At 42.6% G+C, this 13,818-nt stretch carries 12 protein-coding genes; 2 read left to right on the plus strand and 10 right to left on the minus strand.

From position 1 onward, the window contains the following. Positions 1 to 35 precede the first annotated feature (35 nt). From L1286_RS02385 to L1286_RS02395, 3 genes are all read right to left on the minus strand, one after another. Complete coding sequence (locus tag L1286_RS02385) at positions 36 to 695, minus strand: GAF domain-containing protein (protein WP_235405326.1); 660 nt, start codon at positions 693 to 695, stop codon at positions 36 to 38. 140 nt (positions 696 to 835) lie between these two features. Continuing rightward, the gene (locus tag L1286_RS02390; protein ID WP_235405327.1) at positions 836 to 2,485 is read right to left on the minus strand and encodes a SpoIIE family protein phosphatase; all 1,650 of its coding nucleotides are present in this window, start codon (positions 2,483 to 2,485) and stop codon (positions 836 to 838) included. Between the two features lie 17 nt (positions 2,486 to 2,502). Further along, the gene (locus tag L1286_RS02395; RefSeq protein ID WP_063355201.1) at positions 2,503 to 2,808 is read right to left on the minus strand and encodes an STAS domain-containing protein; all 306 of its coding nucleotides are present in this window, start codon (positions 2,806 to 2,808) and stop codon (positions 2,503 to 2,505) included. 144 nt (positions 2,809 to 2,952) lie between these two features. Here L1286_RS02395 and L1286_RS02400 point away from each other — a divergent pair, with 144 nt between their 5' ends. Continuing rightward, a complete protein-coding gene (locus L1286_RS02400; RefSeq protein WP_235405328.1) occupies positions 2,953 to 3,282 on the plus strand; it encodes a stress response translation initiation inhibitor YciH in 330 nt (109 codons plus the stop codon). On the opposite strand, the gene L1286_RS02405 is transcribed toward L1286_RS02400, so the two are convergent. After that, positions 3,279 to 6,263, minus strand: coding sequence for an EAL domain-containing protein (locus L1286_RS02405; RefSeq protein WP_235405329.1), 2,985 nt, complete (start codon positions 6,261 to 6,263; stop codon positions 3,279 to 3,281). The two genes, L1286_RS02400 and L1286_RS02405, sit on opposite strands and share 4 nt — an antisense overlap. 308 nt (positions 6,264 to 6,571) lie before the next feature. Between L1286_RS02405 and pheA the strand changes: the two genes are divergently transcribed. Beyond that, positions 6,572 to 7,726: a prephenate dehydratase gene (pheA, locus tag L1286_RS02410; RefSeq protein ID WP_235405330.1), complete on the plus strand. Its 1,155-nt coding sequence runs from the start codon at positions 6,572 to 6,574 to the stop codon at positions 7,724 to 7,726. A gap of 105 nt (positions 7,727 to 7,831) precedes the next feature. Here pheA and tyrA read toward each other — a convergent pair whose 3' ends face one another. The 6 genes from tyrA to L1286_RS02440 form a co-directional block, all read right to left on the minus strand. Next, positions 7,832 to 8,965, minus strand: a complete 1,134-nt coding sequence (gene tyrA, locus L1286_RS02415; RefSeq protein ID WP_235405581.1) for a bifunctional chorismate mutase/prephenate dehydrogenase — start codon at positions 8,963 to 8,965, stop codon at positions 7,832 to 7,834. A gap of 270 nt (positions 8,966 to 9,235) precedes the next feature. Next, a complete protein-coding gene (rplS, locus tag L1286_RS02420) occupies positions 9,236 to 9,595 on the minus strand; it encodes a 50S ribosomal protein L19 (RefSeq protein WP_063355205.1) in 360 nt (119 codons plus the stop codon). Between the two features lie 33 nt (positions 9,596 to 9,628). After that, a complete protein-coding gene (gene trmD, locus L1286_RS02425) occupies positions 9,629 to 10,393 on the minus strand; it encodes a tRNA (guanosine(37)-N1)-methyltransferase TrmD (RefSeq protein WP_235405331.1) in 765 nt (254 codons plus the stop codon). Then, positions 10,393 to 10,926 (minus strand): ribosome maturation factor RimM, encoded by a 534-nt coding sequence (rimM, locus tag L1286_RS02430; RefSeq protein ID WP_235405332.1) that lies wholly within the window; start codon positions 10,924 to 10,926, stop codon positions 10,393 to 10,395. Before rimM ends, trmD begins: the two co-directional genes overlap by 1 nt. 17 nt (positions 10,927 to 10,943) lie before the next feature. Beyond that, positions 10,944 to 11,192 (minus strand): 30S ribosomal protein S16, encoded by a 249-nt coding sequence (rpsP, locus tag L1286_RS02435; RefSeq protein ID WP_023398624.1) that lies wholly within the window; start codon positions 11,190 to 11,192, stop codon positions 10,944 to 10,946. Between the two features lie 293 nt (positions 11,193 to 11,485). Then, complete coding sequence (locus L1286_RS02440; protein WP_235405333.1) at positions 11,486 to 13,588, minus strand: TonB-dependent hemoglobin/transferrin/lactoferrin family receptor; 2,103 nt, start codon at positions 13,586 to 13,588, stop codon at positions 11,486 to 11,488. Positions 13,589 to 13,818: the final 230 nt, after the last annotated feature.

The raw sequence follows: 13,818 nt of genomic DNA on the forward strand, positions 1-13,818 counted from the left end.
AATACTAACACAAATTAACAAGAACACGAGCCTTGTTAACGAGGAAGGTAATGCGTTATTTTCATACATGCAGCAACCAGTACAGATAAATTGTCAGCAGTAAAAAAGTCTTTACTAAATGCTTCCGCATCAATGATCCCGACACACTTATACTCGGCATCAAGTAATGGTAAACAGACTTCCGATTGTACTTTTGGATCGCACGTATAGTATTCACCACCTTGCGCGATGTAAGCGGGAATATCGTTGATGATGCGTGACGTTGCAGACATCACAGTTTGAATGTTATTAGAGGTTGCCGCAAATTGCTCATTTATTGGGAATAGAGGTCGACTTGGTGCACCTCTATAGGCAAGTTTCAGTAGCTGTTTCTCACCTTCAATGTTCCTCGACTGGTAAATGCCAAACCAGTCAACACCCGTTTGTATGTGAACAAACTCAACAACCGCCTGTAACTTGCTTAAAATCGTATCGTTTATTTCGTTCTTCTCAATATGATCGTTCAGCAAAAATGGCGCTTCTTGTAAGTGACCAAATAAGCTACAACTCCCCCCCTCACCCAACTCTGGAATTTGATAAGACCATATTGGTTGACAGTTTGCAGTCGCTAAGTATGCATCTAATAATGCAGCCTTGCGCTCAATTAATGTGGGGTCGAGCGTTGTTTCTGTTTTATCTAGGTATGCTGAAATCATTTGGCCATCCAAACATCTATATATCTAAAATCAAATCTATCATGCAAATCACCATGTGACCATAGGGATTTGCAAATTTTTATGTATTTAGAGCAACAGACAGGGATACAGGAAGAAATCTTACAAAAAAGGCGAAAGTATTAAAGCAATGAATAAACGAGCGTGACTTCATTTCCGGTAGGGTTATAAGAGACGCTGTCAGCTATCTCAGACAAGAGTTGTACACCTCTTCCGTGTTCTTCCGATGAATACTCTGGAGTATAACCAGATGACGGTGTAAACCCGCAACCAGAGTCACAAATCTCAAAAATAATACAGCTTTTTTCAGGGCAATATGTGGCAGAAACCTTAATCGACGCATCGGTTAGCCGAGACAATGCGTCAGCCCTTTGCGAATAGTATTCTAAAAAGCCATCTTCTTGATTTTTAAGCTCCGAACTCAGTCCCAGCACACCATGATCCAGTGAGTTGTTATAGGCCTCTGAAAGTAGTAAAAATATATTTGATCTATGGGCATCGACACCCTCTACATTACTCAACACATTGACAATTTCTAGCACTGGATCCGTGCTTTTCATCTGCTCAGCATCTAAAGAGACAGAGACGTCAAACGGAATAGAAGAGTAATGCGCTTTTGTTTTATTTTCTTGTATCGCTGGCAGACAATTTACAATTGCGATACTTAGGTCATCCTGCTGCTCCGCATGCTCAGAGTAGCTTCTCACACAGTTAATCACTTCTTGAGTTGAGATTGCTGATTTACTTCCTAAGGTATCAATCAGGCGATGTTCCCCAAACATCTCTCCGTCAGGACCCTCACTTTCTATGATGCCATCTGTAGCCATGACCAATCGAGTGCCCGTTTCGACCTCAAAATGAAGAATCGTTCTTTCGAATTCATCTTCGTCCAAAATTCCCAGCGCCATATGCTGAGACTCAATGGTTTTAAGGACACTTCCTGCGCCGTCAATCAAGTACAGGTCCGGTATCCCACCAATCCACGCCGAAATGTTTTTTCCAGAGCTGCTGATTTCAATAATCGCTGCTGCGCAAAACATATGACCAGGTAATAGTGTATACAAAGAACTGTTAAGCTCAGTTGCTATATCACTGACAGCCATGCCTTTTTGCACCATCGTGTAAAAAATCCGTGAGGCCGGCAGCGCACCAACAGCAGCAGCTAACCCATGCCCTGTAAAGTCACCTAGCAAACAATAAAAACCACCGATGGGACTTTTCGCCATCAAAAACATATCACCGTTAAACATGGATGCTGGCGATAAGTGAAAATCACAGATAGATTCAAACTTTTGTTGGCCAGAAAGCGCATTTCTAAAAATGTGCTCTACTATCTCGTGCTCTCTTTCTGTTTGATTGTAGTGATACTGCAGTTGTCGCTTCTGCTCGTTGGCTTCTTTGCTTAATTTTCGAGTGCGAGCATGCGCACGTATTTTGGCAGATAAAATAACACGGTCGAACGGCTTATGAATGAAATCATCTCCCCCAACACGTAAACACTTTTCAAAGCTCGCGTGATCCTCCAAAGCGGTAATAAAAATAATGGGAAGGTAGACATCTCCTGCATATTCTTTAATTTTGGGTGCCGTTTCAAACCCATTCATCACAGGCATCATCACATCCAACAACACAATGTCCACTTCGTGCTGTTTAAGCAACTCAAGCGCCTCCAGACCATTATTCGCCACCAATACATCATAATGCTGGTGCTCCAACATGGTTGTTAGCAGCCTGCAGTTGAGAGGCTGATCATCGACAACAAGAATTAACATGTTCTAATGATGCACAATCAGTCTATTTCAAACTTTTTGTCGAATCTTGATATCTGCAATATCTTCTTTAATTGAGGTCTGCAGTTGCTAATTTGTATACTCCCAACAGAATCCCCAAGCGTTTTCTTCATATTGAGCAACATACCTAATGCGGAGCTATCCATATAGTCTGTGTCTCTTAAATCGACGACTACTTTTTCAGTTTGGTCGTTCACCTCCGCATAAGCTTGGCGAAATGATTGCACTAGGTTAAAGTCGAATTTTCCTTTAATTTGAATCGTTAAAGTCTTTCCATCAGCTGAAGCATTTTTGCTCAGGCTCATCGCAAGCTCCTACTCAAAGTTTTGTATTGTTATCCATCTTTCTGTTTTAAATATAATCGTATTAAACAAATTCGCCAAAAAAATATAACTTGGTAAATCACTTTTTGCTACTATCGAAGCAATGAAATTAGTTTGGAGTATAGAATGTCAGATAGCCGTTTAGTCTTTTCTACTGAGTTTGGCAGAATCAAACCTGAAGATGAACCACAGCAACCTGAAGTAAAACGGTTTAAAGATGGGCATATTCGCATAGAACGTCAAACCAAAGGCAGAAAAGGAAAAGGGGTCATGTTGGTTGTCGGTATTGACCCCTCTGAACACGACTTAAAAAAACTCGCCAAGCTACTAAAAAGTAAAATGGGCCAAGGCGGAGCCGTGAAGGAAGGAGTAATTGAAATCCAAGGGGATGATCGTGAAAAACTCAAAGGCTTGTTAGTTGCCCAAGGCTTTAAAGTGAAACTAGCAGGGGGCTAATTCCCTGCTGCTCTCATAATTTCCTGTTCCTGCCCAAATACATCTTTTTCAGACAATGGGGCACTGTAATAATAACCTTGCACAATATGGCAATTATTTCGCTTTAAAAACGCCACTTGCTCAGCTGTTTCGACGCCTTCTGCAATGACTTTCATGCTCAGCTTTTGTGCCATCGCGATAATAGCAGCGGTAATTTCCATGTCATTCGTATCTTCAGGGATATCTTTTACGAACGAGCGGTCAACCTTAAGTACATCCACGGGGAAACGTTTTAGATAACTCAGCGAAGAATATCCAGTGCCGAAGTCATCAATTGATAGGGACACCCCGAGCTTTTTCATCTCTTTTAGTTGCTCTATCGCCGCCTCGACATCTCCCATCAACATACTCTCAGTCAATTCAAGGTGTAAAAAGGCGGGCGGTAGCCCTACTTCATTCAACGTCTCTGATATCGTTTCAATTAAATGTGTGTCTTTAAACTGTCTTGCCGACAAGTTAATTGAGATCTCAGCAGTGTACCCTTTGGATCTTAATAACGCTGAGAATCGGCAGGCTTCTTGTAAAACCCAAGTACCGATTTCAACGATAAGACCGGTCGCTTCCGCAATCGGAATAAACTTTGTCGGTGGTATCGGGCCTTCCGTTGGGTGGAACCAACGAATTAAGGCTTCATAGCCAACAATTTTATTGGTTCTACTATCAATTTGTGGTTGATATTGCAATGAAAACTGCTGACTCTTGATCGCCTGACGTAACTCATTTTCTATGTGTAACCGTTCATTGGCTGCAGCATTCAACTCTTGGGAATAAAAGTGGAATGTATTACGCCCTTTTGCTTTTGCTTCGTACATGGCTAAGTCAGCATGCTTAAGCAACTGCTCTTCTTCTTGGCTGTCAAATGGCGCCAGCGTAATACCAATACTGGCACTGACGATCACCTCATTATTACCTAACGAGATGGGTTCGCTGAGCGTCTTTTGAATGGTATGTGCAACATCCATTGCGTTATCGCGTTTACTGATACCGCTCAAAAGTACGGCAAATTCGTCTCCGCCCAATCGCGCGATTGTATCTTCCGCTCTCAGCCGTTGTTTCAACCTGTCTGCCACCTCAACAAGTAATCGGTCACCGGCGTCGTGTCCCAGCGTATCATTAATTCGCTTAAACTCATCGAGATCAAAATAAAACAAAGCAAACGCGTAATGCCCGCGAGATGCCAACGCCATTGACTTACGCAGCTGCATGCGGAAAAAGGTGCGATTCGCCAATCCCGTTAGCGTATCGAAGTAAGCCAGCTCCTCCATTTTTCTTTGGCTTTCTTTTACAAATGAAATATCTTGTGCTGAGGCGACGTAGCTTGAAATGCGCCCCCCATTTTCTCGTATCGGAGAAATGCTCAAGCTAACCCAGATTTGCTCGTTGCTACTACTTTGCAATAAGGTATCACCACGCCAATAATTCCGGCTTCTAAGATCAAAATCTATATCATCTATTAAGATTGCCATTTCGTTCGAAATAATACTCAGCAAGGGTGAATCTAGAAAATGAGCTTCCGAGAAGCCTGTCATCTCCACCATCTTCGGGTTGACGTACTCAATCTTGAACCGTTCATTGGTAATCACCACACCAGTGCCTGAGAAAGCCACCGCTTTAGACAAGCGATTGGCGGCTTTTTCTGCAATTTCTTTTTCATTGATGCGTTGATTGAGGCCATTTACCAATTTTTTGATGTCGTCACTCATATCATTAAATGACGCATTCAGTAGACCTATTTCATCGTCACTATCGGACAGCTTTGGATGATCCCACTGACCTCTACCGAAACTAATAAGTACTTTCACAAGCTGGTTAATACGTTTCAATATGAGGTGATACAGCACTTGGTGAAGCAACATCGCTACAAAAATGGCATACAGAATAAAGAGTCCAAAAAACTTCACCTTGAGCTCTTCTAGCGCATGTAAGGCTGTATCTCTACGCTTATATATTCCAACATACCAATCAAGGGCACCTAGGTGCATAACATTGGCAATATGGCTCGTTTCAGCATAAATAAATTCATCCTGAAAGCTTGGCAAATTCACTTTAATTGCGGTATCGATAACCTGCTGAATCGACTTTGGTAATACCTCTTTGTTGAGCAGCTCTGAATCTGGGGTTGTTTTTAACAAACTGGGGGCTGAAAGAATACGCCCTTGCTTGTCAAAAATGATAAAACTTTGCTCTGCATTCGGTTTCGGTAACCTAGCAAGTAAAGTCTCTAATTCAATGTCACTGCCAGTAAACCCCCGATACGTATCACCTTCGTACAGTGGGACCAAAATGCTCACGACCCACTTGTTCCATACTGGATCGTGATGTACATCCGACCAAACGGCTTCTCGAGTTGGGTTTAACTCTTCCAATAACAATGGTTGAGCGTGCATATTTGCATGTCGGCTTTGCTCATCATCTAATAAAACGGAGTTTGGCGGTGCGATTCGGACAAAATCTTCGGTCGTATACAAGTAAAAATTAAAAAAGTCTTGCAGCAGTATTGGCGACAAGATATTCCATAGAGACTCCGAGCTTTTAAATAAAGCCTTGTCTTTTTCAGACAGATTTTCTTTGAGCATGTAGGCTGCCGACATACCATTGACAGCCACGCTGTGCATTCTGCCTGATGCAGGGGTCAACTCTAGCTCACCTTCGTGCTCATTTGAGCTATCAGCGATGGGAAGTAGCCTTTTTGCCACGACCACATTTGTTTGCTGAGCGAGGTTTTTTTTGAGCTCTAAATATTGAGAGAATTGTTGAACCGCTTGTTCACTGATGCGGCGCAATTGCTTAAATTCAGCTTCTACTAGGTGTTTTTCTTCCGATTTAAGCATCAATGCAGCAGCGAAAACTCCCGCAATAACACAGACAGCTGAAATCAAAATTGATAATTTCACGCTCAGAGAGTTGGCTCCAAAGCGAGAAGGGGGACGGCGATTGCCCACGATAAAACCTTAACCTAGTTATGTTTTTTTTAATAAAGTGCTTTGAATATATCAGATCACGTAATTCGTAGCCAATCCATTTCAAGCATAAATTAAAATACCTTATTGTATTCTTACAATGTTCTGTGTTAATAATAACTAATATTACGAGATTGAACCCAAATAAATTATGAATTTAATTACGCGCCCATATTTTTTCTTTTTTAGCTTCTTTAGGTGAGGAGGCTTATCTGTTTGCGCGTAACAACGAATAGCTAAGCCTCCCGAAATCGGGAGGCTTTTTTTTTGGCAAAATGGGAGTGAGGACCATGACGCAAGATACATTAAATGCACTAAGGACAGAGATAAATGAAATTGACTCTGAGCTATTAGTCTTACTGGCAAAACGCAGACGCATTAGTCACGGCGTTTTAGAGTACAAGATTAACAACAATAAACCGATCAGAGATGAAGAGCGTGAATTGGCTTTACTCGAAAAGCTAATTAACTACGGAAAGTCATTAGGGTTAGACCCTTTTTATATTAATAATGTTTTCCAAGTCATTCTTGAAGACTCCGTGCTTAATCAACAAGCAATGCTTCAAAAAAGCTTGAATCCAGATGCTGTCAATGACACACATCGTGTTGCCTATCTAGGTGGTCAAGGTTCATATAGCCAATTGGCTTGCCATAAATACTTTAGCCGCCGCCCGGGTAAACTCGTCGAGCTTGGGTGCCAATCATTCGATGAAATCACAACCAGTGTTGAGCAGGGCAAAGCTGACTTTGGGATCTTACCCATCGAAAACACAAGCTCTGGCAGTATCAACGAGGTATTTGACCTTATGCAACATGCGCAAGTCTCTATTGTTGGTGAGGTCACTCATAGCGTTGAACATTGTTTGTTAGCCAAACCAGGCATTGAATTAAAGGATGTCAAAAAAATCTACGCACACCCTCAGCCTTTTGCTCAATGTAGTCGCTTTATTCAGAGCCTTGCTGACATTATCCAAGAAACCTGTGACTCAACCTCAAGTGCGATAAAAATGGCTGCTGAAACACCGCAAAGCGCTGCGATTGGCTCTGCACAAGCGGGTAAGAGTCACGGTTTGGAAGTACTTAAAGACGAATTGGCAAATCAAGCGGAAAACCACAGCCGTTTTATCGTTGTTGCCAGAAAGCCACTACAAGTGTCTGCGCAAATCCCCACTAAAACAAGTCTAATAATGGCAACTAAACAGCATGTTGGCTCTTTGGCTGATGCACTCATGGTATTCAAAGAACACAGTATCAACATGACAAAATTAGAATCACGCCCAGTCCCTGGCAATCCTTGGGAAGAGGTCTTTTACGTCGACCTACAGGCCAATATTGCTGAGAAGCATGTACAGCGAGCGCTTGAATCTTTAAAAGAGCACACGCAAACCGTGAGAATTTTAGGGTGCTACCAAAGTGAATCTCTTAAAGCGGTCGACCCAATTTAATGGTTTCAAACATAGCCTTCTAACATCGTAGGCCATAAAAAAGCTCCGTCTAGCGGAGCTTTTCTTTTGCGTAAAAACGCATGTTAAAATATGCCCCAGCACTGATCAGCCAAGTACTTTCGCATCATTCGCTTTATTCAAGATCCCTCTACTTTGTGCCAAAAAAGAATGTGCACTGTCAGAGAAATAAGTTTTCGCCATGTCAAACCCTTTGATAAGCTCTGCTTTGTTTTGGTTCTTGAGATTTTTTAAGGTTTGTGCAAACGTATCTTGGTAACTTGCCAATAACCCTTCAACATCTTCAAATTGTGCCAACATAATATCAGCATACAAATCCGGAGACTGAGCAAACAGTCGTCCAACCATCATCAACTCAAGCTGATATATCGGAGATGAGCAGCCTCTGAGCTCCTCTAACGTATGGCACTGGCGCGCCAAAAATTGGCCATAGACGAAAGTCGTCAGATGTCGCATTACCTGAATGATTTGCATGGCTTGGTCATGTTTCTTAGCTGCCATTGGCGCAATGTAACAACCCCAAATTTTTAACTGTTCAAGCAGCCCCTGATATTGCTCTGGTAACCGCCCTTCACACGCCACAACCGTTTGTTTGACCCAGTGTGATATATCTGGTCCAAACATAGGATGCAAACCAACTACGGGACCTTTGTGCTTTTCGAGCAAACAACTGAGCGGCTTTTGCTTTACAGAAGTAATGTCTGCCAAAATGCACTCTGGATCCAGTTCAGGCAAGCTCGCTACAACTTCCTCGATTGTATTGATTGGCACACTGACCAACACTAACTTCGCATCGCGAAGAATATCAGCGGCATTACTTTGTTGCGCCTTATCGAGCACTTTAACCACATAACCTGAACGCTTGAATTGCTTCGCAAATAATTGCCCCATTGCGCCTTCACCGCCGACAATCACAATCGGAGACAATTGAGGCGCAGCACAAGCAAGTTCGCTTTGCTGATTTTCATAGGCTTCACGCATCATTCTGCGCAAAATATCTTCCACTAATTCAGGATTAACACCTTTTTCTTGTGCTTGTTGTCGTCTTGCAGCAATCAACTCGGCCTCGCGATCTGGCGCATGCAATGGTGCGCCATTTTGCTGCTTTATCTTCCCGACCTGCTCGGTAAGCAAACGTCTTTTGGCAAGTAAGCTCACTAGCTCACTGTCACATGTATCAATGTGTGCACGCAGCTCATCCAAGCTTAAGTCTTCTCTCATCCCCATACCGTAAACCTTAATTTACACCAGTAAATATATAATTACACCCAGTCTAACAGGACGTTTGATATTAAGAAAGTACCTTTTTCGTTGGTATAACAATTGTAGGCAATGATCCACATAGTCAGGAAAAATAGTAGAAAAAAAGGGGGGAGACTTAAAACCCTAAGATCAAGGAATACATTATGTGGGGGGATTTTTGATACGATATTTGAAACCAAACAGGCCGCAAAAGCGGCCTGTTTGTTAAGCATAGGTAGTATGCGCGTATTAGTTAAGTTTTTCTTTAATACGTGCAGATTTACCAGAACGCTCACGCAAGTAGTAAAGCTTAGCGCGACGAACCGCACCACGACGCTTAACTGTAACGCTGTCAACCAGTGGGCTGTGTGTTTGGAAAACACGCTCAACACCTTCACCGCTTGAAATCTTACGAACAGTGAAAGATGAGTGAAGACCACGGTTACGCTTAGCGATTACAACACCTTCAAAGGCCTGTAGACGCTCTTTGTTACCTTCTTTAACGCGTACCTGTACAACTACTGTATCACCAGCGCCGAACGCAGGTACGTCTTTTTTAAGCTGCTCTTCTTCAAGCGCTTTAATAATATTTTGGTTTACTTTTGCCATTTTATTTCTCACATTCCTAGGAGTAACTGTCTTCTAGCCACAAGCTTCATGTTCTTGCTGAAATTCAGCAAGAAGCCTTGCTTGCTCCTCAGTCAGAGCTAGGTTACGCAACAAGTCCGGACGGCGTAGCCAAGTCCTGCCTAATGACTGCTTTAAGCGCCATTTTGCAATTTCTTTGTGGTTCCCACTGAGTAATACAGCAGGGACCTGCTTTCCATCCAATGTTTCAGGCCGAGTATAGTGAGGGCAATCTAACAGGCCATCCGAAAATGAATCCTGCTCAGCAGACTGATTGTGACCAAGCACACCTGGCACTAATCGCGCAACTGCGTCAATAAGTGTCATAGCGGGCAATTCGCCACCACTGAGAATAAAATCACCGATGGACCACTCTTCGTCTACATGAGACTCGATGATCCGTTCATCTATACCTTCATATCGACCCGCAACTAAAATCAACTTCTCAGACGTTGCCAATTCAGCAGCGCCTTGTTGGTCTAGTTTGCGCCCTTGTGGAGACATGTAAATTACTTTTGCGCCTTCACCAGCTGCAGCTTTTGCATCTAGAATGGCTTTTTCAAGCGGCTCTACCATCATCAACATACCTGGACCACCGCCATAAGGGCGATCATCTACAGTACGATGCTTGTCAGTCGCATACTCTCTTGGATTCCAACAATTGAACTCAATCAAACCGTTTTTCACAGCTCGACCAGTTACACCTTGCTGAGTAACTGCATCAAACATTTCAGGGAACAACGATACAACGCCAACCCAAAGTTTTTGCTGTTCACTCATTAAAATGCTGGATCCCAATCAACCGTAATTTCACGTTCTTCATGCTTAACTTCAACAATGACAGAATCTGTCAAAAATGGAATTAAGCGTTCAGTCTGACCAAATGCATCTTTTTTGTTTGCTTTCACAACCAAAACGTCATTTGAGCCAGTCTCCATAAGGTCATCGACATGACCTAAGTTATAACCTTTATTGGTTACAACCGTCATACCAATTAAGTCTCGCCAATAAAACTCCCCTTCAGGTAATTCAGGGAGCTGCTCACTATTAACGGCGATTTCAGCATTGGTATAAGCCATTGCTTCATCTCGGTCGTTAATGTTCGCAAATTTAGCGATGAAACCCTTGTTGTGGCGACGCCAGTCGCTCACTTCAAGTGCTTGCCATTTACCTTGTTGCCCTATCAACCATGGGCTGAAATCGAAGATCCCTTGGGGATCATCAGTAAATGAATGCACCTTAAGCCAACCCTTAATACCATAAGGGGCACCTAATTTGCCGACAACAAGTGTCGAGGTGTTATCTTGACTCATGGTTACACTTACGCCTATTAAGCCGCTTTACGAGCGTCTTTAACTAACTTAGCTACGCGATCTGAAAGAGATGCGCCCTGACCTACCCAGTGATCAACACGAGCAAGATCTAGACGAATTTTTTCTTCCTGACCAGAAGCGATTGGGTTAAAGAAACCTACTTTCTCGATGAAACGACCGTCACGCGAGAAACGGCTATCCGCAACCACGATTTGATAGAATGGACGCTTTTTAGCGCCGCCACGTTGCAAACGAATAGTTACCATACCGTCCTCTACATAGATTGACTGTTTTCATTAATAAGATATAACTTCCCACTACGGGAAGCTGGGGAATTGTACGAGTTTTTCTCAACAATGCAAGTATGTTTTAGATTTAATTCTCAATCTTGACACACATCAGCCAACTTAAGCCGATTGCACAATATAAAAAGGGCTCATACGGACCAAAAAAAGAAACGGATGCCAAGTATATACATCCGTTTCTAGCTTTGCTACGAAAACCTAGGCATGCGTGATTATTAGCAGGCCCAAGCGTTTTTCAGGGAGATTAAGCCTGATTAGAAGGTGTACTTCGCATTAAACGCAAAGTTACGCCCTGGCTGCGTGTATTGCTCGAGATTTGCATCTGCTGCTAAACCCGCAACGCTTTCATATGGGATGTACGCTTTGTCTAATAAGTTAAATACACCCGCATTGAATCTTAAGTTGCCAAAATCATATTCAGCGAACAGATCAATGGTACCCCACCCACTCGTTTTCACTTTGTCCACATCAGATACCTTTGTCATTCTCTTTGCACCTTTAAATGCCGTAGTGACTGACCAGTTATTAGCTTCATAGCGTGCTTTAACAAATCCATTCAGCGGACTAATCGAATTAAGATATGTGTTAGTTTCTTTGTCTTTACCTTTTGTGTAAGTAAGGCCAGTGTCTACTGCGATATTGTCGTTTAGCCAAACAGTATAATTAGCTTCAAAGCCTTCGATCTCAACCTTACCTACATTATGATATTGATAATAAGCTTTTGGCGGCATACCAGGGATAGGACTGGCTTCCATTCTTACAACTTTATTATCGATAAAGTCGTCAAACTTTGAATGGAACACGGTCACAGAGAATTGTGTTGAATCAAACCCTCCCTTGATACCTAATTCAAAACTATCGCTGGTTTCTGGGTCTAGATCTGGGTTCGGCAGAATTTGATAGAATGGCTCAACGCCATGACTTTGATACGCCAAATCATGCGGTGGGATTTTAAAACCACGTGCATATTGAGCAACTAAGTTCAAGTTTTCAGTAAACGAGAATACCACCCCCAATTTTGGCGATAACGCGGTTTCGCTAATATCCCCGAAATCGGTGCCATCATATAATGCACTCTCTTTTGCTTCCATGTCATAGCGATCTAAACGCAGACCAGCGTTAAGCGTTAATGTATCTGGGATCAAAGTAATGTTGTCTTGCACAAAGAGCCCCAGCATCGTTGTGTCTGCGCCTGGGAATGTTTTTTGTCCCTCATGGTCTATCAGCGTGTTACCTTGTGCATCTTTGCGCGATTTGAAGCGTGGCCTTGATGTTTCATAGCTGTCAAAATCAAAACCGTAAACTAACTGATGTGAGGAGAACCCTAGATCAAACTGTTTGTCTAGCACCAAGCGAGTCCCAAAAATAGACTGCTCAAAACGGTAATCATTGTAATCAGTATAAGGTCCTGTACGACTGCGGCTGCCATCGTTCCATCTCACTTGGTCGCTTACTTGTTCAAAATCCGTATAGTAAACTTGAGCGCTCAAATTGTCGTAAAGTGTCGTTGCACTGCGACTATCAAACTCCAATGAAAGCGACACACTTTCGTTGTCATCTACAGTCTCCACACGAGACGGCGTAATAATTTGTTCACTGTCTTGATCAAAGTAATCAACGGTTGCTAGTAAGCTTTCTGTCTCTGACAAGTTAAATTCAGATTTCAATAACACAGCATTGGATGTGTAATCAAAACCAGGTAGGGTTTCTTGGTAATTTTGTGTTTCTTCACCATCACGGCGTGTTAATTGGATCGAAGTGGCATTGAAGTCACTCAGCTTTTGGGCAAACGTGACGGTAGCACTTTTTTCCGCGTTAACCCCATAATACCCTAGTCCAACTTGTATATAAGTGTCTTTGTCGGATAGGTAGTCTGACGGATCTTTAGTCGAAATAACCACGATTCCACCTAATGCATCGGAACCATATAAGGAAGAAGCGGCGCCCTTGGCAACCTCTATTTGCTTTACGTTATCAACATCAAAGTAGCCACGTCCAATGATTAACCCACCCCCGCCAGAATAGGCATCATTTAATCGACGGCCGTCTTTTACATACACTACTCGGTTTCCACCGATACCACGAATATTGAGCGCTTGGGCCTCTCCAGCTGAGCCCGTCGTTGTTATCCCTGTTTGATACTTAAATGCACTATTCAAGTCCACTGCCAACTCACGTTCAATTTCTTGTTCGGTGACAACATTTACCGAGCCTGCAACATCATTGAGCTTTTGCTCGATACGAGACCCCGACACTACGATAACCTCGCTGTCTTTTTCAAATTGCTCAGCAACTGAACTTGGCGCAGCAAAGAAAGCTGCCGCAATACTTAGCGAAATAGTAGTTTGTTTAAACATTATCTTTTAACCTCAAACAGGAAGAACGAATAAATTTCGCTGTGCACTATAAAGGTATTTCCCACACAACTCAAATGATAATTGTTTGCATTTCTATAATCATATAGATTTTACATTGCATTAAATGTATTATTGCCGTATCGGATAAATGCATTCATAAAGGATTTATAAGTGGCCCATCAGTGCATCAAACAAGGTGCTGTAGGCCAAAAACTCAAGTAATTAACCGT

The sequence above is a fragment of the Pseudoalteromonas sp. SMS1 genome (genome assembly GCF_021530565.1).
Lineage (GTDB): Bacteria > Pseudomonadota > Gammaproteobacteria > Enterobacterales > Alteromonadaceae > Pseudoalteromonas.

Excerpts from the sequence above, each read along its gene's own strand:
- L1286_RS02385 (WP_235405326.1), bottom strand. The coding sequence starts at position 695 with ATGATTTCAGCATACCTAGATAAAACAGAAACAACGCTCGACCCCACA.
- L1286_RS02390 (WP_235405327.1), bottom strand. The coding sequence starts at position 2,485 with ATGTTAATTCTTGTTGTCGATGATCAGCCTCTCAACTGCAGGCTGCTA.
- L1286_RS02395 (WP_063355201.1), bottom strand. The coding sequence starts at position 2,808 with ATGAGCCTGAGCAAAAATGCTTCAGCTGATGGAAAGACTTTAACGATT.
- L1286_RS02400 (WP_235405328.1), top strand. The coding sequence starts at position 2,953 with ATGTCAGATAGCCGTTTAGTCTTTTCTACTGAGTTTGGCAGAATCAAA.
- pheA (WP_235405330.1), top strand. The coding sequence starts at position 6,572 with ATGACGCAAGATACATTAAATGCACTAAGGACAGAGATAAATGAAATT.
- tyrA (WP_235405581.1), bottom strand. The coding sequence starts at position 8,965 with ATGAGAGAAGACTTAAGCTTGGATGAGCTGCGTGCACACATTGATACA.
- rplS (WP_063355205.1), bottom strand. The coding sequence starts at position 9,595 with ATGGCAAAAGTAAACCAAAATATTATTAAAGCGCTTGAAGAAGAGCAG.
- trmD (WP_235405331.1), bottom strand. The coding sequence starts at position 10,393 with ATGAGTGAACAGCAAAAACTTTGGGTTGGCGTTGTATCGTTGTTCCCT.
- rimM (WP_235405332.1), bottom strand. The coding sequence starts at position 10,926 with ATGAGTCAAGATAACACCTCGACACTTGTTGTCGGCAAATTAGGTGCC.
- rpsP (WP_023398624.1), bottom strand. The coding sequence starts at position 11,192 with ATGGTAACTATTCGTTTGCAACGTGGCGGCGCTAAAAAGCGTCCATTC.
- L1286_RS02440 (WP_235405333.1), bottom strand. The coding sequence starts at position 13,588 with ATGTTTAAACAAACTACTATTTCGCTAAGTATTGCGGCAGCTTTCTTT.